Source organism: Lysobacterales bacterium, assembly GCA_016703225.1.
GTDB lineage: Bacteria > Pseudomonadota > Gammaproteobacteria > Xanthomonadales > Ahniellaceae > JADKHK01.
The window spans coordinates 735458-754942 of sequence record JADJCM010000002.1; the positions used below are offsets into that span (position 1 = coordinate 735458).

A 19485-nucleotide genomic window follows, 5' to 3' on the forward strand; every position below is an offset into this window, starting at 1 on the left:
GCTACAGCGCGTCGCCGTCGAGTTCGCCGGTGCGAATGCGGATGACGCGGTCGAGGTCGTGCACGAAGATCTTGCCGTCGCCAATCTTTCCGGTGTTCGCGGCGTTCTGGATCGCTTCGACGACTCGCTCGCACTGGTCGGAAGTGACCGCGACCTCGAGCTTGATCTTGGGCAGGAAATCGACCACGTACTCGGCGCCGCGGTAGAGCTCGGTATGGCCCTTCTGGCGGCCGAAGCCCTTCACCTCGGAAACCGTGACGCCGGTGACATCGACCTCGCTCAGTGCTTCGCGCACGTCGTCGAGCTTGAAGGGCTTGATGATGGCGGTGACCATTTTCATGTCGGTGCTCCGGTTCAGATGATGTAGCCGCGTTCGTTGTGCAGCGCCAGGTCGAGGCCTTCGGTCTCGGCTTCGGCGTCGACGCGCAGGCCGACGGTCTTGTCGACCAGTTTCAGCAGCAGCCAGGTGACGATGCTCGAATAGACCAGGGTGAAGGCGACGCCCTTGAACTGGATCCACAACTGCATGCCGATGCTCTCGACGGTGCCGAAGCCGCCGAGTGCCGGCGCTGCGAACACGCCGGTGAGCAGTGCGCCGACGATGCCACCGACCGCATGCACGCCGAACACGTCGAGCGAATCGTCATAGCCAAAGCGACGCTTGACCCCGGTCGCAGTGAAGAAGCAGACCGCGCCGGCGGCCAGGCCGATCCAGAGCGCACCCACCGGCCCGGCGGTGCCGGCGGCGGGAGTGATCGCGACCAGCCCGGCGACCGCGCCCGAGGCGATGCCGAGCACGCTCGGCTTGCGATGCGTCAGCCACTCGATGGTCATCCAGGCCAGCGCTGCGGCCGCGCTCGCGATGTGGGTGACGAGCATGGCCATGCCGGCGGTGCCATTCGCCGCGACCGCGCTGCCGGCGTTGAAACCGAACCAGCCAACCCAAAGCAGACTGGCGCCGACCAGGGTGAAGCCGAGATTGTGTGGCGGCATCGCCGTGTTCGGGTAGCCGCGACGCTTGCCGAGCACGAGTGCGGCCACCAGTCCGGCGACGCCGGCATTGATGTGCACCACGGTGCCGCCGGCGAAGTCGAGGACGCCCCAGTCCCACAGCAGCGCGCCGTCGCCGCCCCAGACCATGTGGGCAACCGGCGCGTAGGCGAAGGTGAACCACAACGCCATGAACAGCAGCAGCGCCGAGAACTTCATGCGTTCGGCGAAGGCGCCGACGATCAGCGCCGGGGTGATGATCGCGAAGGTCATCTGGAAGGTCACGAACACGCTTTCGGGGATGGCATAGCTCAGGCTGTCGGTGGTGATGCCGTCGAGCATGGCCTTGCCGAAGCCGCCGATGAAACTGTGCAGGTTGAGCGCGCCCTTGGCCATGCCGGTGGTGTCGAACACCAGGCTGTAGCCATACAGCACCCACAGCACGGTGATCAGTCCGGTGATCGCGAAGCACTGCATCAGCACCGAGAGCACATTCTTGGCGCGCACCATGCCGGCATAGAACAGCGCCAGCCCGGGAATGGTCATCAACAGCACCAGCGCAGTGGCCACGATCATCCAGGCGGTGTCGCCGGAATTCAGCGTCGGCGGTGCGGCAGCGGTCAGGGTGGGCAGGCCGAGCAAGGCAAACAGCAGGGGGACCGAGAGCATTCGGGGCATGGCGCTTCTCCGCTGGGGGCGCCCCGACAATGTTGCAGTGCAACTTGAGCGGTTGCTCGAATCTTCAATGTTCTAGTCGAAGACCCCTGATGCGGGGCAGCATGATCGCCCGCCCGCCGCGGTCACACCGACTCGAAGCGGTTGGCGTCGCGGTTCTTGCGGACCTTGAGCGGGTCCCAGATGCGGCCGTTCATGGCGACATAGACGCCATCGCCGAGCGTCTGCACCGCGCCGACCGCGCAACCGATGTTGAACACCGCGTCCGAACCCTGGAAACGCGCTGGATTCAGCGCACCGGTCATGACGATCACCTTGCCCGTGATGCGCGTCAGCACGCGTGCGGTCTCGACCATGGTGTCGGTGCCATGAGTCACCAGTACGTGCCGACCGGGTTGTGCTTCGATCGTGCGCGCGACCAGGTCGCGGTCGTCGTCGCTGATGTGCAGGCTGTCCTTGCGCAGCAGCGGGATCACCAGGAAACGGAAGCCGACCCCGAGCGCGCTCAGGATGTCGCCGATCTGCGGCGCGCCAATCTGGAAGTCGGACTTGTCGTCGAAGTAGATCTTGTCGATCGTGCCACCGGTGGTGACGATGGTCAGGTAATCCATGGGATCGGGTCCTTCAGGCGTAGATGTCGCTGGACAGCGTGCGCGCCTCGATCGCGACGGTATCGGCGAGCCGGTTGCAGCCGAGGCGCGCGAAGCGTCGCGCCGCATGCAGCGTGCGCGGATCGTGTTCGTTGCGGAAGCTCCATTCCGCATGCTGCGCCAGCAGGGCCAGAGCGAGCGTGCGGCCCATGGTCAGCGCCAGTCCGCGCGCGCCGGCGGGCAGTTCGTCCTTGCTGCGCGAGCGCTTCTGGATCCATTCGGCGACTGCGGTGGCGGTCTCGCGCACCTGTTTCACCACGCCCTCCAGTTCCGGTTGCGAGACCTGCGCGGTCAGTGCGCGGATCGCGGTCAGCCAGTGCTGCAGGCCGCCGATCTGTTTCAGCGCCTTGACCACATCCAGCGCGAGCACATTGGTCGTGCCTTCCCAGATCGGCAGCACTTGGGTGTCGCGCAGCAGGCCCGGGAGGCCGGTGTCTTCGCAATAGCCGGCGCCACCGAAAGCTTCGATGATCTCGCTGAGCGCGGCCACTGCGGCCTTGCCGGTGGCGAGCTTGATGATCGGCGTGAGCAGCCGCAGCAGGTGCACGCTGGCGTCGTCGTGCTGGCCGTTCTCGACGCGGCCGGTGAGTTCGACGGCGTAGAAGGTGAGGTGGAAGTGCGCCTCGAACTCGGTCTGCAGGTCGGCCAGGGTTTCCTGGTGCAGCGGTTGGTCGATCAGCGGCTGCCCGAACACCACGCGCCGGGTTGCATAGTCGCGCGCCAGGGTCAGGCCGCGGCGCATCGCAGCGACTGCGCACACCGAGTTCCACAGGCGCGTGACATTCAGCATCGGCGCGATCGCACGCACGCCGTGGCGGCTGTCGCCGACCAGTTCCGCAGGCGTGTTCTCGAGCTGGATCTCCGCGGTCGGCAGCTTGCGTGTGCCGAGCTTGTCCTTGAGGCGGTCGATGCTGATGTTGCGCAGGCGCCCGTCGGACTTGCGCGGCTCGATGTAGAACAGCGCCAGGCCGTCGGCTCCGATCGGATTCTTCTCGGGTCGGGCCAGCAGCAGCGCCATGTCGCTGTGGATTGCCGAGGCAAACCACTTGCGTCCGGACAGGCGCCAGCGCCCGCGTTCGTCCTGGCGCGCGATGGTCTCGGTGCCGCTGACGTCGGAGCCGCCGCTGGTTTCGGTCATCCACTGCCCACTGATCCAGAACTGCTTCGGATCGCGGCTCAGCAGGTGCGGCGTGGCGCGCTCGATCAGCGCCTTGTTGTCGCTGTCGGCGAGTGCACGCAGGGCGCCATCGCTCATCGCCAGCGGGCAGGTGAATAGTTCGCTCGACGGATGGAACAGGTAATTGAACGCGAACTGCAGCGGCCGGCCGTGCTCGGCGAGCCATTCGTCGTGGCCGAGCGCGACCAGGCCCCACTGTGCAGCGATCGCTGGCGCCTCCCGCCAGAACGGGCTGAGTTCGATCTGGTCGACACGTTGGCCGAACGCATCGAAAGGAACGTGTCGCGGCTCGAGATGACGTTCCGCGAGTTGGCGTGGATACCACTCGTGCGCCACCAGTTCGCCGAACTCGCCGAGTCGTGCCTCGTGCTCGGCGAGCACCTGTGGTGGCAATACGCGGCGCAGCCACGAGCGCAGCACGCGGTCGTCGAGATAGGTGTTGGCCAGCATCGGCGCGGTCTGTATGAAACCCATGTTTCTCCCGGACGCTCAGGCGCCACTGCTTCCCGTGCAGCGCCGTGAACTTAGCCGCTGGCCGCGGGATCGACAAGCGAGGGCGCGCAGCATCAGCCCGGCCGGCGAGTCTTGCGCAGTCCGAAAATCGCGAGCAGGGCGAACACGATTTCGGCGCTCGCGAGGGCGCGCAGCGGCGGGTTCGACCAGTACTCCATCACGCCATGACTGAAATAAAGCAGCGACACGATGCCGCCCACCAGCAGCGCGCGGCGGCGGCTGTGCCATGCGGCCGGGAGCAACGCCAGCAGCGGCAGCAATGCGACCCCGAGTACCAGTGCTACCGGGAGGGGCCGCGGTGGATGCAGCAGCCCATGCCAGAAAATCTGCAGCAGCGCCTGCGCGCACAGCGCCAGCAGAGGCAGTGTGTCGCCCCCGGCGGTGCGGCGCATTGACTGGGGCCGAGGTTGGGAATTGGCGAGTTCGGTCATGGCCTGTTGCGCGAAAACAACGCGACTTGCGGTGGCGGAACCATCGGTTCACGCGGCTGTCGGTAGATTTCGTCGCATCGTAGCGGTTTGCGCAGGGAGTGCCCATGAAATCCTGGATTCTGGTCCTGGCGTTGTTGTTCGCCGCCGCGGTGAACGGCGCCGAATCCGCCGTCGCGGAGAAGGCGCCGTCGCTGGTAGTGACCACGCTCGATCACGGCGAGTTCGATCTTGCCAAGCAACGCGGCAAGTGGGTGCTGGTCAACTTCTGGGCGACCTGGTGCGCGCCCTGCCTGAAGGAGATCCCGGATTTTTCCGAGTTCGATGTGCAGCGCGACGACGTGGTCGTGATCGGGCTTGCGTTCGAGGAAATCGAGGTCGCCGACCTGCGCGCATTCCTCAAGGAACATCCGGCCGCATATCCGATTGCGCTGGTGGATGTCTTCGCGCCACCCGCAGGATTCGAGGTGCCGCGTGGACTGCCGACGAGTTGGTTGATCGCTCCCGATGGCTTGGTCGCGGAGAAATACCTCGGCCCCATCACCAGTGCCGACCTGGCGCGCCGAATCGCGCAGGAGAAACGCTGATGGCCGCAGCGCGTTTCATCGTTCGCGGGCGCGTGCAGGGCGTCTACTACCGCGCCTCGACGCGCGACCACGCGATCGCGCTCGGGCTGGTCGGCAGCGCGCGCAACCTCGACGACGGCTCGGTCGAAGTGACCGCGGTGGGCACCGGCAACGCGCTCGCGGAACTGGAGCGTTGGCTCTGGCAAGGCCCGCCCGCCGCGAGCGTCGCCGAGGTCCGGCGCGAGGAACTGAACGGCGCGTCGAGTTTCCGCGAATTCGTGACTGGCTGAGCGCATGTTGCGCCGCGCGCACATCGCCTGGATTTTGCTGCTGACGGCGGTCGTACCGATTGCGGTGCGTGCCGAGGCCCAGTGGCTGGTGCCGGATCTGCCCGGCATGCGTCCGGGCGTGATCCGGATCGACGCCAGCGAGGACGCAACGGCAGTGGGGTCGACGCAGTTGCGTGCGCGAGGCTGGTGGTACCTGAACTGGCGCGAGCAGACGCCGAGCCAGGGTGCGCTGGAGCGCGTGCTGGCTGGCAACGCTCAGGTTGACCGTTCCCATCTGGTGTTGATGGCCGCCGGTGCCAAGGCGCGTGCCGCAGTCGTGCTGGCGCTGCAGTTGGAGCAGGCGCCGGCGACCGCAGTACGGTTGCGCGGTCTGGTCCTGCGAATCGATGGCGAGATCGAGTGGCCGCAGTTGCCGGTCTCGGCAGAATGGCCGGCACTGCTGCTCGGTTACGAAGCCGGCGATGCGCTTTCGCGTCAGTCGGCCTTTGCACTGGCGGGCCGCGCGCGCGCCGCGGGTGCTGCGGTCTGGCTGTTGCCGCTGGCAGAGAGCGCCGACCTGGCCAACGAGGCGTTGCTGCCCGACTGGTTGGCGACGCTCGAGATCGTGCGTGCGCGCCGTTTCGAGGACGCCTTGGTGCGCGCCTACGCCGGGCCACACAGTGCCGCGCTCGAATCGGCATTGTCGGAGCGCGCGCAGCAGTTGCGGGCGAAGCGTGCATCGGCGGGCAGCGCCGGGGCGCAGGTTTTCGATCTCGATGGCAGCGTGACTGAGTTGCTCGTCGACGCGCAGGCGCGGCTGCTGCGTCGTCACGGCTTGAGTGCGGAGCTCGAATTCGACGCGAACGCCGCGCTCAATGCGATCTACGGCGACGCCGGATCTTTACTTGACGTCGATGTCGCCGCGGCCGTGCCGTTGCTGCATCCCGAGACCGGGGGCGAAGTGCTGGCGATTCCGGCGCATCGGTCCGCGGTGTCGGGCGCGCACAGCGTGCTGCTGCTGCGCCATGGCGATGGCAACTACGGATTGCTTGATCTGGGCGACACGCGTGCGGTCGAGGCGCTCATGGCGTCGCCGGATGCACGCGACCACGGGCACGCATGGTGGGCGCGGATGGCGGAGGCGGATGCGCGCGGCAGCCGTCTGCTGCGCATCGAGTTGCAGCCGGTGCATCCGCGCCGCGGCCTGTGGTGGGATCCGAGCCATCCCGGTCACGCGCTCGACCTGCAGCCGGTGGCGGGTGGCCACAGTGCCGTGTTCGCAACCTACGACGCAGCCGGCGCGTCGCGCTGGTATCTCGCGAGCGGGCGCATCGAGCGCGGGCAATTCGCCACCACCATCGATGGACTGCAGCTGATGCGGCGCGATCCGGCGCTGTCGGCACCCAAGGCCGACCGTGCCCACGCCGGCAGCATCCGCGTCGATTTCTCGGTCGACGCCAGTCACCCGGTTTGCCGCGCACGCCAAGCCGCTGCGGCCCAGCTCGCGCTTTTGTCGGTGCAGCATGCGGGACGCGCGGAGCGTTGGTGCATTGAGCCGGTGGCGCTGCCCGCGGGCGTGCCGGATCAGGACGTGAACGGCGTCTGGTACGGGGGCAGTGGCGATTCCGGTTGGGGCCTGAGCGTGCTCAGTTCCGGCGCCAGCGGACGCGGGCTGATCTCGGCGATGCTCTACTTCCACGACGACGCAGGCTGGCCGCGCTGGGCCATGGGCGCAGGAGCCAACGGCATCGGTGGCGCCACCCTGACCATGCACGATTACTCGCTCGCTTGCCGCGATTGCGCGGATGCGTCGCCGCGGGCGCAGGCGCTGGGCGAACTGCGCCTGCGTATCGGGGGCTGGTGCGGAGCGCCCGAATTGCGCGCCAGCTTCGAACTGGGTGGTGCCGATGCGTCGCTTGCCTTCCAGCGCCAGGACATGCCCTTGCAGCGACTTTCGCAGTCGCGCTGCGACTGATCAGAACTTCGCCCGCACCATGCTGGCCTTGGCGCCGATGATGTCCTTGCCCAGGCGCTTGCGCTTCAGTGGGGGCAGTTGCAGCGGCTCCGGCGCGACTTTCTGGTCCGGCAGCTGCTCGAGCAGGTGTCCGATCATGTTCAGGCGCGCGCGCTTCTGGTCGTTGGCATCGACCACGAACCACGGCGTGTGGCGAGTGTGGGTGGGCTTGAAGAAGGCATCGCGGGCGGCGGTGTAGTCGTCGTACTTGTCGCGCGCGGCGAGGTCGATCGGCGAAATCTTCCAGCGCTTGACCGGATCCTCGACGCGTTCCGCGAAGCGTTGCTCCTGTTCTTCCTGGTCCACAGCGAACCAGTACTTGAACAGCAGGATGCCATCGTCGACCAGCATCTTCTCGAACACCGGCGCCTGCGCCAGCCAGCGCTTGTATTCGGCATCGTTGCAGAAGCCCATGACGCGCTCGACGCCGCCGCGGTTGTACCAGCTGCGATCGAACAGCACGATTTCTCCGGCAGCAGGCAGGTGCTCGACATAGCGCTGGAAGTACCACTGGCTGCGTTCGCGCTCGCTTGGCTTGGGCAGTGCGACGATGCGGCAGCCGCGCGGGTTCAGCACCTGCGCGATGGCGCTGATGGCGCCACCCTTGCCGGCGGTATCGCGGCCCTCGAACACCACGACCACGCGCTGCCCGGTGCCTTGCACCCAACGCTGCATCTCGCACAGGTGTACCTGGAGCGGCTGCAGCAGTTCCAGGTATTCCTTCTTCTTCATCCGGGCCATGGGCGTCTCCTCAATGTTCGCGCAGTCTTGGTTTCAATCCGGCGAGGTTGCAGGGCATGGTGCGGGAGTCGAGCTGGCTCGACAGAATCTGCTCCCAGGCGGTGCGGCAGGCCGAGGTCGAGCCTGGCAGCGCGAACAAGAAGGTGCCGTTGGCGAGCCCGGCAAAGGCACGCGACTGCAGTGAAGCAGTGCCGATTTCGGCGACCGACACGGCGCGGAACATTTCGCCGAAGCCGGGCATTTCCTTGTCCAGCAGCGGGCGCAGTGCCTCCGGCGTCGAGTCACGACCAGTGAAGCCGGTGCCGCCGGTGACCAGCACCCCATCGACTCCGTCATCGGCAATCCACTGCGCCACGATGGCGCGCATGCGATAGATGTCGTCGCGAACCAGTTCGCGCGCGGCGAGCCGGTGTCCAGCCGTGCAAAGCGCCCGCTCGAGGTAGTCGCCGGAGCTGTCGTTGGCGCGCGTGCGCGTGTCGGACACGGTGAGCACTGCCAGCTGCAGCGGAATGAAGTTCTCTAGTGCGCTCATGCGGCGGCCTCGGTGATCAGCTTGAGTTCGTCGGTCTGGTGCTCGCGCGCCAGCGCATCGATGACCGCGTCGAGTTCGCCCTCGACGATGCGGTCCAGCGAATAAAGGGTGAGTCCGATGCGATGGTCGGTCAAGCGCCCCTGCGGGAAGTTGTAGGTGCGGATGCGCTGCGAACGATCGCCCGAGCCAACCTGTACGCGGCGCAGCTCGGCTTGAGCCGCATTCTGCTTGCGCTGCTGCTCATCGAGCAGGCGCGCCTTCAGCAGGCTAAGCGCGCGCGCCCGGTTCTTGTGCTGCGAGCGCTCGTCCTGGCATTCGACGACGATGCCGCTCGGCAGATGCGTCATGCGGATCGCAGAGTCGGTCTTGTTGACGTGCTGGCCGCCCGCGCCCGAGGCACGAAAAGTGTCGACCTTGAGGTCGGCCGGGTTGATCTCGACGTCCTCGATCTCGTCCACCTCGGGCAGCACCGCGACCGTGGCTGCAGAGGTATGGATGCGTCCCTGGGCCTCGGTCTCGGGCACCCGCTGCACGCGGTGGGTGCCGCTTTCAAACTTGAGCCGGGCAAACACGCCACTGCCTTCGACGCGCGCGACGACTTCCTTGAAGCCACCGTGCTCACCGACGCTGGCCGAGATCAGCTCGACTCGCCAGCGCTTCGACTCGGCGTAGCGGGTGTACATGCGGAAGAGGTCGCCGGCAAAGATGGCGGCCTCGTCGCCGCCGGCGCCGGCGCGAACTTCGAGGAACACCGGCGCGTCGTCGCGCGGATCGCGTGGCACCAGCAGCAGTCCCAGGGAGTCATCGAGTGCGGCGCGCTCGCGCTCCAGCGCCTGCAGTTCTTCGGTCGCCATGGTGCGCAGATCGGCATCGGTGTCGCCCTGCATCAGCCGTGCCGCGGTGATCGCCCGAGCGTTCGCATCGAGCGCGGCGAGTCCGGTGGCGATCGGCTCGAGCTGGGCGTACTCGCGCGACAGATCGCGGAAGCGCTTCTGGTCCGCGTGCACGTCGGGCTCGGCGAGCAGGCGCTCCACTTCGACCTTGCGTTCCGCCAGAATTTCGAGCTTGCGCAGCAGCGATGGCGTCATCGCTTGCGCTCGTCGGCGCTGAACAACTGCTCTGCGGCACGCAACAGGTCGCTGTCGCCGCGCAGGGCGGCCGCGCGCAGGTTGCTGGATGGCGCGTGCAGCAGCTTGTTGGTCAGCGTATTGGCGAGGAAGCCGAGCGCTTCGGTCGGGTCGCGCCCGTTTTGCAGCATCTGGCGCGCGCGCTCAAGTAGTTCATCGCGGTTACGCTCGGCTTCGGCACGGAGCTTCTGGATCGGTCCCTGGCCATCGACCGCGCGCAGCCATGCCATGAAGTGCTCGGCGGCGAGCGTAACGATTTCTTCTGCTTCATTCGCTGCCTCGCGACGCGAGCGCAGCGCCTCGTCGATCGAGCGGCCGATGTCGTCGACCGTGTACAGATAGACGTCTTCGAGATCGGCGACATCGGCGGCAATATCGCGCGGCACCGCAAGGTCGAGCATGAATTGAGGCCGGTGCCGTCGGGCCTTCAGTGCCGTCGCCGCCATCGTCTTGGAGATCACCGGTTCGCGCGCGGCGGTGGAGGCGATCACGATATCGGCCTGCACCAGCGCGTCGGGCAGGTCGGCAAGCGCGATCGACTGGCCGTGGAAGCGCTCGGCCAGACCGCGAGCATTCGCCAAGGTGCGGTTGGCGACCACGATGCGCTTGGCGCCAGCCTCGTGGAGATGGCGTGCGCACAATTCGATGGTGTCGCCGGCACCGATCAACAACACGCCCGCACCGGCGAAGTCGGCGAAGATCTGCTGCGCCAGGCGTACCGCGGCGAAGGCCACCGAAACCGGGCTGGCGCCGATGCGGGTTTCGGTGCGCGCCCTCTTGGCCACGCTGAAGCTCTGCTGGAACAAGCGCTCCATCGCCGAATCCAGGGAGCCGGCATCACGCGCCAGGTGATAGGCAGTCTTCACCTGCCCGAGAATCTGCGGCTCGCCGAGCACCATCGAGTCGAGACCGGTCGCCACCCGGAACAGGTGGCGCACCGCAGCCTCGCCCTCGTGCTGGTAGAGGAAACCTTCCAGACGCCCCGGTGCCAGCTGGAAATGACGATGCAGCCAGAGGCCGGGTGTGGCTTCCGCACCGGCCGCGACGCGGCAGTACAGTTCGGTGCGATTGCACGTGGAAATGACCGCCGCCTCGCACACGCCGGGCTCGGCGCGCAGCTCGCGCAGCGCAGCGGCAGTGCGTTCCGGTGCCAACGCGATCTGCTCGCGCAGCGCGATCGGGGCCGACTGATGATTGAGTCCGAGCGCGAGAAGGGTCATGTCGTGCGAAAATAAAACGATGCGAATTGTCGGTGCGACGCCCGTGATGGGCAAGAATCCAAGGGCACAAGCCTACCCGGTGGCGTGGTTCCACGGGTTGATTGTGGTCATCTGCGGCCTGCTTTCGGCCTGTGCGGTCGGACCGCGAGCGGTGCGCGAACATGAACCGGCGCCGGCGCTGGCAGCAGACGATCTGGCCCTGTTCGAGCGCGTCCAGGCCGAATTTGCCGCGCAGGGCGGCCGCCGCGACGAGGCCGCGGAACGTCTGGCCAAGGCTGCGATGCTCAGCGACGATCCCAAGCTGAGTCTGAGCGCGCTGCGTGCAGCGCTGGGTGCCAACCGTATCACTGCGGCGCAGGCGCTACTGGCGCGTTGGCGCCAGCTGGAGCCGGAGGCAGTTGCTCGGAACGCCTATGTCGCGGCGTTGGCGCTGGCCAGTGGCGACAGCGCCGGAGCGCACCTGGCCGCTGATGCACTCGGAACCGATGGCGATGCGCGCCGTCGGCTGGCCGAAGCCTTGCGCTGGCTCGTCTCGCTGGAGCGGGTGTTGCCGTTTGTCGAAGCGCGCGTCGAACGCGATGCGGAGCCCGAAGCCTGGATGCACTGGGCTGCGTTCGCCCGCGACCGCCGCGCGCCGGAAACCGCGGTGCGGCTGGCGGATCTGGCGGTGCAACGCTTTCCCGCAGACGCCCGCGTATTCACCTTCCGTGCCGCACTGCTCCGCGAACGCAATCCGGCCGGCGCCGTGATCGACCTCGAACGCGCACTCGATCTCGATCCAGCGTCGATCCTGGTGCGTATGTCGCTGGCGCACGCGCTGGATGCCACCGGCAACGCCGCGCGGGCGTCGGTGGTGGTGGCGGGCATCCGTCCGGCCAGCGACGAAAGCGTGACCGCCGCGATCGCCTACGCGGCGCGCGCGTCCGCTCCGAAACTCCTGCTGGACGGCTATCGCCAACTCGAGGCGCTACCCGCGCCGCGTTTGCCGCAGCGGCTGATGTTGCTCGGAAACGTCGCCGAGATGGTCGCGCTCACCGCCGAGGCCGAGCGCTGGTATCGGCGCGTGCCGTCCGGTCCGCAATATCCCGCGGCGCAGTTGCGCCTGGCTGCACTGCGCTACTCGGCAGGAGATGCCGCCGCAGCTTTGGCCTTGCTCCTCGAATTGCGCGACGGCGGCCTGCCAGGGCGTGACGCCCTGGTGCGGAGCTATTTGCTCGAAGCCGAGATCCGTCAGCGCGTCGAAGGCGTGGGTGCTGCCGTGCGCGTGCACGACGCCGGCCTGCACATGCTGCCCGACGATGGCGAGCTGATGTACTCGCGCGCCCTGCTGTTGGCCGAGGCCGGGCGTTTCGATGAGATGGAGCGTGACCTGCGGCGCATGATCGATCTCGATCCGAGCGACGCCGACGCGCTGAATGCGCTCGGCTACACCCTGGTGGATCGCAATCTCCGCCTCGACGAAGCGGCGCAACTGCTGGCACGGGCGCAGCAGATTTCGGCCGACAGCCCGGCGCTGCTCGACAGTCTCGGCTGGCTCGCCTACCGCCGAGGTGACCTCGACACTGCGTTGGTCAAACTGCGTGCCGCGCATGCGCTGCTCAAAGACGCCGAAGTGGCGGCGCATCTGGGCGAAGTGCTGTGGCAGATGGGCGAGCGCGAGGAAGCGCGGTCGGTGTGGGAGGCGGCACGCAAGCGCGAGCCCGAACACCGCGCGCTGCGCGAGACCCTGCGCAGGTTTCTGCCGTGAGCCGGCAGGGCGGTAGTTGGGTGCTGTTGGCGCTGCTCTTGCTGCTTGCCGGCTGCGGCAGGCAGGCCGCCCGGATGGAAGTGGGCGACGACGACCGCCACTGGCGACTGGTGGGGCGGCTCGCGGTCTCCGATGGGCGCGATGGCGGCAGCGGTACGCTGACTTGGGAGCAGGAGGGCGCCTATTTCATGGTCGACCTGCGCGCGCCGATCAGCGGTCAAAGTTGGCGCCTCTCCGGTGACGATCGCTTGTGCACGCTGGAAGGCGTGCGCTCCTATCCGCTGACCGCGAATTCGCCGGAAGAACTGCTGCAACGCGAGTTGGGCTGGCATCTGCCGGTGGCGCAGCTGCGTTCCTGGCTGCGCGGCAGACCGCTGTCGGACGCCGTGGCGCTCGATCACGACGCCGCAGGGCAGGTCAGCGGTTTCACCGAAGACGGCTGGATCGTCAGCTACCGCGACTTTCGCGACGGCCGGCCGCTGCGCATCAGCGCGCGCAAGTCACCCTATCAGGTGCGTCTCGCGATCAAGTCCTGGGTTGCGTTGCCGTGATCGAAGCGATGTCCAGCGTTTGGCCGGCTCCGGCCAAGCTGAACCTGTTCCTGCATGTCGTCGGTCGCCGCGCGGATGGTTACCACCTGCTGCAAACGGTATTTCAGCTCATCGATTTGTGCGACACGCTGACGCTGGCGCCGCGAGCGGACGGTCGCATCGAACGCATCGATCCGCTGCCCGGACTCGCTGCCGCGGACGACCTCTGCGTGCGTGCCGCACTGGCCTTGCAACGTGAAGCCGGTGCACGCGCCGGGGCGGCGATCCGACTTGAAAAGCGCATTCCGATCGGTGGCGGCTTGGGCGGCGGCAGTTCGGATGCGGCGACGGTGCTGGTGGCACTCAACGAGATCTGGGAAACCGGGCTGACGACCGACGACCTGGCGGCGATCGGAGCACGCCTGGGCGCCGATGTTTCGGTGTTCATACGCGGCCACAGCGCCTGGGCGGAAGGGATCGGAGAAATCCTGCAACCCATTGACCTGAAAGCGAGATGGTTCCTGGTGTTGGCGCCGTACGTGGCGGTGGCGACGCCGCAGGTGTTCGCAGCCGCCGAATTGACAAGGGACACGCCACTCACCACAATCACGCGCTTCGTTTCGGGTTGTCCGACACGCAATGACCTGGAACCGGTCGTGCGTGCGCGCCACCGTGAGGTGGATTCGGCGCTGCGCTGGCTTTCGGGTCATGCGCCGAGCCGGATGAGCGGTAGCGGTTCCAGCGTATTCGCGGCCTTGGCCGACGAAGCGCAGGCACGGCGCATCGCCTCGGTCTGTCCGGAGCCGTGGCGCGCCTTCGTGGTGCGCGGGTTGGCGCAGTCGCCGCTGCGAGATGCTGTCGCAGCGTATCGGGCGCGCCGAGTCGGCTGAAGGATTTCGGTTTCGCACTGGGACGTCGCCAAGTCGGTAAGGCACGGGATTTTGATTCCCGCATTCGAAGGTTCGAGTCCTTCCGTCCCAGCCATATCGTCCCGTAGCGGGGGCAACATGGCGCCAGCCGGGAATATTGCTTCCTGATCATGACGCGCGGGCAACCGCGGCGGGTGAACGATGAAGACCGATGGAATCCTGGTTTTTTCCGGCAACGCCAACCGGCCGCTGGCCAATGCTGTGTGCAAGCAGCTCGGCATGCCGCTCGGCAAGGCGCTGGTCGGCAAGTTCTCCGATGGCGAGGTGCAAGTCGAGATCGAGGAGAACGTGCGCCGCCAGGAAGTGTTCGTGATCCAGTCGACCTGCGCGCCGACCGCGGAGAACTTCATGGAACTGCTGGTGTTGGTGGACGCGCTGAAACGCGCCTCGGTCGCCTCGGTGACTGCGGTCGTGCCGTATTTCGGCTACGCCCGCCAGGACCGGCGCCCGCGCTCGGCGCGCGTGCCGATCACGGCCAAGGTTGCGGCCAAGATGATCCAGGCGGCAGGGTGCGACCGCGTGCTCACGGTCGACGTGCACGCCGACCAGATTCAGGGCTTTTTCGACATTCCGCTCGACAACGTCTACTCGTCACCAGTGCTGTTGGCGGATGTCTGGCGCAACCACGGCACCAAGAACATCATCGTGGTGTCGCCGGACGTCGGTGGTGTGGTGCGCGCCCGCGCCATCGCGAAGCGGCTCGACGACGCCGACCTGGCGATCATCGACAAGCGCCGGCCGCGCCCGAACGAGGCGACGGTGATGAACATCATCGGCGAGGTCGAAGGCAAGACCTGCGTCCTGGTCGACGACATCGTCGATACCGCCGGGACGCTGTGTGCCGCGGCCGCTGCGCTCAAACAGCGCGGTGCCGCCAAGGTGGTCGCCTATTGCACTCATCCGGTGCTGTCCGGTCCGGCGATTGCGAATATTGGTAATTCCGCCATGGACGAGCTGGTCGTGACCGACACGATCCCGTTGTCCGAGGCGGCGAAGGGATGCGGGCGGATCCGCCAGCTCTCGGTCGCAGAATTGCTTGCCGAAACGATGCGACGCATCAGTTTCGGCGAGTCGGTCAGTTCGCTCTACATCGATTGAGCGAACGCGCCACACCGCTCCGCTGGTCGCGGCGGAGCACCTTCCACCGTGAGGTGGGCATGTCGAAACAACTGTGAGAAAGCAACATGGCAAAGAAACAGGAAATCAAGGCCGAATCGCGTGGTGTCGAGGGCAAGGGTGCGAGCCGCCGCCTGCGTCACGCGGGCATGATCCCGGCAGTGCTGTATGGCGCCAAGCAGGATCCGCAGAACATCCAGCTTGAGCAGCTGAGCACGCAGATCCTCGCCCAGCAGGAGTGGTTCTACTCGTCGGTGCTGCAGCTGAACCTGGATGGCAAGGCGCAGAAGGTGCTGATGCGCGACATCCAGCGTCATCCGTTCAAGCCGATCATCATGCACCTCGACTTTCAGCGCGTGTCGGAAACCGAGAAGCTGCGTCTCGCGGTGCCGCTGCACTTCCTGAATCAGGAAAAGTCGCCGGCGGGCAAGAAAGCGGGCGTGGTCATCACCCACGAACTGAACGAAGTCGAGGTCTACTGCCTGCCCAAGCACCTCCCCGAGTTCATCGAGGTCGATCTTTCCGCGCTCGAAGTGGGGGACATCATCCACATGTCGAGCCTGAAGCTCGGCGCGGAAGTCGAGATTCCGGCGCTCAAGCTGGGCAAGGAACACGATCTTGCCATCGTCATCGCCAAGATGCAGAAGGCCGAGGTCGAAGGCGAAGCCGAAGCTGCGACGGGCGACGTGCCCGCGGCCAAGGTCGCGGCGCCAGCCAAGGGTGCTGCTCCCGCCAAGGGCGCCGCACCGGCCAAGGGCGCAGCACCGGCCAAGGGCGCCGCACCGGCCAAGGGCGCAGCACCGGCCAAAGCTGCACCGGCGAAGAAGAAGTAATCCTCGCGCGGGTTGTGGGACATTTGCCCGCAAGTCGCGCAATGGGTGCTTTCATGGCTGCATTGCGCCTCATCGTCGGCTTCGGCAACCCCGGCGCCGACTACGCCAGAACCCGGCACAATGCCGGGTTCTGGTTTTTGGACGCGCTCGGCGAGTCGCTGGGTGCGCGCTTCGGGGTGGACGGCAAGTTGCACGCCGAAACCGCCAAGGCAGAGATCGACGGTCATCCGGTCTGGTTGCTGAAACCGACCACCTTCATGAATCGCAGCGGGCAGTCGGTCTTGGCGGCGCTGCGCTACTACAAGATCGAGCCGGACGAGATGCTGGTCGCGCACGATGAACTGGATCTGCAGCCAGGCGTGGCGCGGCTCAAGTTCGACGGCGGCCACGGCGGCCAGAATGGACTGCGCGACACCATCGTGGCACTCGGGCATGGCCGCTTTCACCGCCTGCGCCTGGGTATCGGCCATCCCGGAGACAAGCACGAAGTCACGAACTGGGTGCTGGGCCGCCCGGGTCGCGACGATGAGAGCGCGATCCGCGACGCGGTCGCGCGCGGCCTGCAAGTCCTGCCGCAGGCAGTCTCCGGCGACCTTGGTGGCGCGATGAAATCGCTGCATACGCCGCCCGGGGCAGCGCGGCCTTCGACCGGCACTCGTCCGGTTCTGTAACGAATTCGAAAAAGGAAACAGCATGGGTATCAAGTGCGGCATCGTCGGCTTGCCGAACGTCGGAAAATCTACTCTTTTCAATGCGTTGACCAAGGCCGGCATTCCCGCCGCGAACTTCCCATTCTGCACCATCGACCCCAACGTCGGGGTGGTTGCGGTGCCGGACGAGCGCCTGCAGATGCTGTCGTCCATCGCCAAGCCGCTCAAGATCATCCCGACGCTGATCGAGTTCGTGGATATCGCCGGCCTGGTCAAGGGCGCAGCTGCGGGCGAGGGGCTGGGCAACAAGTTCCTCTCGCACATCCGCGAGGTCGATGCGATTGCGCACGTGGTGCGGTGCTTCGAGCACACCGATATCGTGCATGTGGCGGGCAAGATCGACCCGCTGGACGACATCGACACCATCGATACCGAATTGGCGCTCGCCGATCTTGATTCGGTCGAAAAGGCACTGAATCGCGCCGAAAAGATGGCGAAAGCCAACGACAAGGAAGCGATCGTCAAGAAAGAAGTGCTGACTCGCGTGCGCGATCATCTGAATACCGGCAGGTCGGCGCGCAGTGCCGGCCTGAGTCCCGAGGACAAGGCGGCGATCCGGGATCTCTTCCTGCTGACGCTGAAGCCGGCCATGTACATCGCCAACGTCAAGGAAGACGGTTTCGTCAATAATCCGTTCCTGGATGCCGTTCGCGCCCGCGCCGCCACTGAAGGGGCCGAAGTGGTTCCGGTCTGTGCGGCGATCGAGGAGGAGTTGTCGCAGCTTGAGGATGGCGACAAGCTGGCCTTCCTTGCGGACATGGGGCTGGACGAGCCGGGGTTGAACCGGGTCATCCGCGCTGGCTACCGGCTGCTTGGCCTGCAGACCTACTTCACCGCCGGCGAAAAGGAAGTGCGGGCCTGGACCATCAAGGCGGGATTCACCGCGCCGCAGGCTGCGGGCGTGATCCACACCGATTTCGAGAAGGGCTTCATCCGCGCCGAGACCATCGCCTATGGCGACTACATCGAATACCGGGGCGAGGCTGGTGCAAAGCAGGCAGGAAGACTGCGCCTGGAAGGCAAGGACTACGTCGTCAAGGAGGGTGATATCCTGCATTTCCGGTTCAATGTCTGAACCGATCTGGGTCTGCACGCAACATTTCTCCTCCCGACCGTTGACGGACGCCGGGCTCGTCGTCAGAATGCCGGGCTCGTTCGCTGGAGGAATACCCAAGCGGCCAAAGGGGACTGACTGTAAATCAGTTGGCTCATGCCTTCGGTGGTTCGAATCCACCTTCCTCCACCAGTCGAACCGCGACCGGCGGGCCGGCTGGGGCAGCGGAAACGCTGCACCGAAGCGGGAGTAGTTCAATGGTAGAACTGTAGCCTTCCAAGCTACTAGCGCGGGTTCGATTCCCGTCTCCCGCTCCATTGGCGGCTTTCGCACGAACACAATTTGCTTTGCTCACGTAGCTCAGCCGGTAGAGCACTTCCTTGGTAAGGAAGAGGTCATGGGTTCGATTCCCGTCGTGAGCACCACGCAGTTCCCAACCACCAAAACTGATTGACCGGAGTCCGCAATGGCAAAGGGTAAATTCGAACGCACCAAGCCGCACGTGAACGTGGGGACGATTGGTCACGTGGATCACGGCAAGACGACGCTGACAGCGGCGCTGACGAAGATCGGTGCGGAGCGTTTTGGTGGCGAGTTCAAGGCGTACGACCAGATCGACGCGGCGCCGGAAGAGAAGGCGCGCGGGATCACGATCTCGACGGCGCACGTGGAATACGAGTCGCCGAAGCGCCACTACGCGCACGTGGACTGCCCTGGGCATGCGGACTACGTGAAGAACATGATCACGGGAGCAGCGCAGATGGACGGTGCGATCCTGGTGTGTTCGGCGGCGGACGGACCGATGCCGCAGACGCGCGAGCACATTCTGCTGGCGCGCCAGGTGGGCGTGCCGTACATCGTGGTGTTCCTGAACAAGGCGGACATGGTGGACGACGCCGAGTTGCTGGAACTGGTCGAGATGGAAGTGCGCGACCTGCTTTCGAAGTACAACTTCCCGGGCGACGACACGCCGATCATCAAGGGATCGGCGCTGAAGGCGCTGGAAGGTGATCAGAGCGAAATCGGCGTGCCGGCGATCATCAAGCTGGTGGAAGCGCTGGACAGCTACATTCCGGAGCCGAAGCGCGACGTGGACAAGCCGTTCCTGATGCCGGTCGAAGACGTGTTCTCGATCTCGGGTCGCGGCACGGTGGTGACCGGACGCATCGAGCGTGGTGTGGTCAAGGTGGGCGAGGAAATCGAAGTGGTCGGAATCCGTCCGACGACGAAGACGACGGTGACCGGCGTCGAGATGTTCCGCAAGCTGCTGGATCAGGGTCAGGCGGGTGACAACGCGGGTCTGTTGCTGCGCGGCACGAAGCGCGAGGACATCGAGCGCGGTCAGGTCATCTGCAAGCCGGGCACGATCACGCCGCATACCAAGTTCGAAGCCGAGGTGTATGTGCTGTCGAAGGAAGAGGGCGGACGTCATACGCCGTTCTTCCGCGGCTACCGCCCGCAGTTTTACTTCCGCACGACCGACGTGACTGGCGCCTGCGAGTTGCCGGAGGGTGTCGAGATGGTGATGCCGGGCGACAACACCAAGATGGTGGTGACGCTGATTCACCCGATCGCGATGGAAGAAGGTCTGCGCTTTGCGATCCGCGAAGGTGGCCGCACCGTCGGCGCCGGCGTGGTGGCGAAGATCCTCGTCTGAGCAATTC

Annotated in this window: 20 protein-coding genes and 4 tRNA genes; 15 read left to right on the top strand and 9 right to left on the bottom strand. The window is 66.1% G+C overall.

Features of this window, described 5'->3' with window-relative positions; all coding sequences use genetic code 11:
• Nucleotide 1: 1 nt before the first annotated feature.
• From IPG63_12040 to IPG63_12060, 5 genes are all read right to left on the bottom strand, one after another.
• Nucleotides 2–340, bottom strand: a complete 339-nt coding sequence (locus IPG63_12040; GenBank protein MBK6727977.1) for a P-II family nitrogen regulator — start codon at nt 338–340, stop codon at nt 2–4.
• A 14-nt stretch (nt 341–354) separates the two neighbouring features.
• Nucleotides 355–1668: an ammonium transporter gene (locus IPG63_12045; protein ID MBK6727978.1), complete on the bottom strand. Its 1314-nt coding sequence runs from the start codon at nt 1666–1668 to the stop codon at nt 355–357.
• A 122-nt stretch (nt 1669–1790) separates the two neighbouring features.
• Entirely contained in the window at nt 1791–2276 is a 486-nt protein-coding gene (locus IPG63_12050; GenBank protein ID MBK6727979.1) for an asparaginase, read from the bottom strand.
• Nucleotides 2277–2289: 13 nt separating this feature from the next.
• Nucleotides 2290–3966 carry an acyl-CoA dehydrogenase family protein gene (locus IPG63_12055; GenBank protein ID MBK6727980.1) on the bottom strand — a complete coding sequence of 559 codons (1677 nt, stop codon included), beginning with the start codon at nt 3964–3966 and terminating at the stop codon, nt 2290–2292.
• Between the two features lie 92 nt (nt 3967–4058).
• Nucleotides 4059–4397, bottom strand: coding sequence for a DUF2069 domain-containing protein (locus IPG63_12060; GenBank protein MBK6727981.1), 339 nt, complete (start codon nt 4395–4397; stop codon nt 4059–4061).
• A 143-nt stretch (nt 4398–4540) separates the two neighbouring features.
• Between IPG63_12060 and IPG63_12065 the strand changes: the two genes are divergently transcribed.
• From IPG63_12065 to IPG63_12075, 3 genes are read left to right on the top strand one after another with little or no spacing between them, the layout of a single operon-like run.
• The gene (locus IPG63_12065; protein MBK6727982.1) at nt 4541–5020 is read left to right on the top strand and encodes a TlpA family protein disulfide reductase; all 480 of its coding nucleotides are present in this window, start codon (nt 4541–4543) and stop codon (nt 5018–5020) included.
• Nucleotides 5020–5289, top strand: a complete 270-nt coding sequence (locus IPG63_12070) for an acylphosphatase (GenBank protein ID MBK6727983.1) — start codon at nt 5020–5022, stop codon at nt 5287–5289. Before IPG63_12065 ends, IPG63_12070 begins: the two co-directional genes overlap by 1 nt.
• A 4-nt stretch (nt 5290–5293) precedes the next feature.
• On the top strand, nt 5294–7243 hold the full coding sequence (locus IPG63_12075) for a hypothetical protein (GenBank protein ID MBK6727984.1): 1950 nt from the start codon (nt 5294–5296) through the stop codon (nt 7241–7243).
• On the opposite strand, the gene ppk2 is transcribed toward IPG63_12075, so the two are convergent.
• Genes ppk2 through IPG63_12095 form a run of 4 tightly spaced genes read right to left on the bottom strand, consistent with a single transcriptional unit; the run spans nt 7244 to nt 10902 of the window.
• A complete protein-coding gene (ppk2, locus tag IPG63_12080) occupies nt 7244–8023 on the bottom strand; it encodes a polyphosphate kinase 2 (GenBank protein MBK6727985.1) in 780 nt (259 codons plus the stop codon).
• Between the two features lie 10 nt (nt 8024–8033).
• Nucleotides 8034–8555 carry a molybdenum cofactor biosynthesis protein B gene (gene moaB / locus IPG63_12085; GenBank protein ID MBK6727986.1) on the bottom strand — a complete coding sequence of 174 codons (522 nt, stop codon included), beginning with the start codon at nt 8553–8555 and terminating at the stop codon, nt 8034–8036.
• Complete coding sequence (prfA, locus tag IPG63_12090) at nt 8552–9643, bottom strand: peptide chain release factor 1 (protein MBK6727987.1); 1092 nt, start codon at nt 9641–9643, stop codon at nt 8552–8554. The genes moaB and prfA overlap by 4 nt, the downstream gene beginning before the upstream one ends.
• Nucleotides 9640–10902: a glutamyl-tRNA reductase gene (locus tag IPG63_12095; GenBank protein MBK6727988.1), complete on the bottom strand. Its 1263-nt coding sequence runs from the start codon at nt 10900–10902 to the stop codon at nt 9640–9642. The genes prfA and IPG63_12095 overlap by 4 nt, the downstream gene beginning before the upstream one ends.
• A 46-nt stretch (nt 10903–10948) precedes the next feature.
• On the opposite strand from IPG63_12095, the gene IPG63_12100 reads away from it, so the two are divergent.
• The 12 genes from IPG63_12100 (at nt 10949) to tuf (ending at nt 19478) form a co-directional block, all read left to right on the top strand.
• The gene (locus IPG63_12100; GenBank protein ID MBK6727989.1) at nt 10949–12649 is read left to right on the top strand and encodes a hypothetical protein; all 1701 of its coding nucleotides are present in this window, start codon (nt 10949–10951) and stop codon (nt 12647–12649) included.
• Entirely contained in the window at nt 12646–13200 is a 555-nt protein-coding gene (lolB, locus tag IPG63_12105; protein ID MBK6727990.1) for an outer membrane lipoprotein LolB, read from the top strand. Before IPG63_12100 ends, lolB begins: the two co-directional genes overlap by 4 nt.
• Nucleotides 13201–13208: 8 nt before the next feature.
• Nucleotides 13209–14069: a 4-(cytidine 5'-diphospho)-2-C-methyl-D-erythritol kinase gene (gene ispE, locus IPG63_12110; GenBank protein MBK6727991.1), complete on the top strand. Its 861-nt coding sequence runs from the start codon at nt 13209–13211 to the stop codon at nt 14067–14069.
• Between the two features lie 18 nt (nt 14070–14087).
• A tRNA-Gln gene (locus IPG63_12115) sits at nt 14088–14163 on the top strand.
• An 86-nt stretch (nt 14164–14249) separates the two neighbouring features.
• Nucleotides 14250–15206, top strand: a complete 957-nt coding sequence (locus IPG63_12120; GenBank protein ID MBK6727992.1) for a ribose-phosphate diphosphokinase — start codon at nt 14250–14252, stop codon at nt 15204–15206.
• 86 nt (nt 15207–15292) lie between these two features.
• Nucleotides 15293–16057: a 50S ribosomal protein L25/general stress protein Ctc gene (locus IPG63_12125; GenBank protein MBK6727993.1), complete on the top strand. Its 765-nt coding sequence runs from the start codon at nt 15293–15295 to the stop codon at nt 16055–16057.
• A 53-nt stretch (nt 16058–16110) separates the two neighbouring features.
• Nucleotides 16111–16728 (top strand): aminoacyl-tRNA hydrolase, encoded by a 618-nt coding sequence (gene pth, locus IPG63_12130; GenBank protein ID MBK6727994.1) that lies wholly within the window; start codon nt 16111–16113, stop codon nt 16726–16728.
• Nucleotides 16729–16750: 22 nt separating this feature from the next.
• Nucleotides 16751–17842, top strand: coding sequence for a redox-regulated ATPase YchF (gene ychF / locus IPG63_12135; protein ID MBK6727995.1), 1092 nt, complete (start codon nt 16751–16753; stop codon nt 17840–17842).
• A gap of 85 nt (nt 17843–17927) precedes the next feature.
• Nucleotides 17928–18013 (top strand) — tRNA-Tyr (locus tag IPG63_12140).
• A gap of 51 nt (nt 18014–18064) precedes the next feature.
• Nucleotides 18065–18138: transfer RNA gene (locus tag IPG63_12145), tRNA-Gly, on the top strand.
• Nucleotides 18139–18170: 32 nt separating this feature from the next.
• Nucleotides 18171–18246, top strand: a tRNA-Thr gene (locus tag IPG63_12150).
• A gap of 41 nt (nt 18247–18287) precedes the next feature.
• Nucleotides 18288–19478: an elongation factor Tu gene (gene tuf, locus IPG63_12155; GenBank protein MBK6727996.1), complete on the top strand. Its 1191-nt coding sequence runs from the start codon at nt 18288–18290 to the stop codon at nt 19476–19478.
• The last annotated feature ends 7 nt before the right edge of the window (nt 19479–19485 follow it).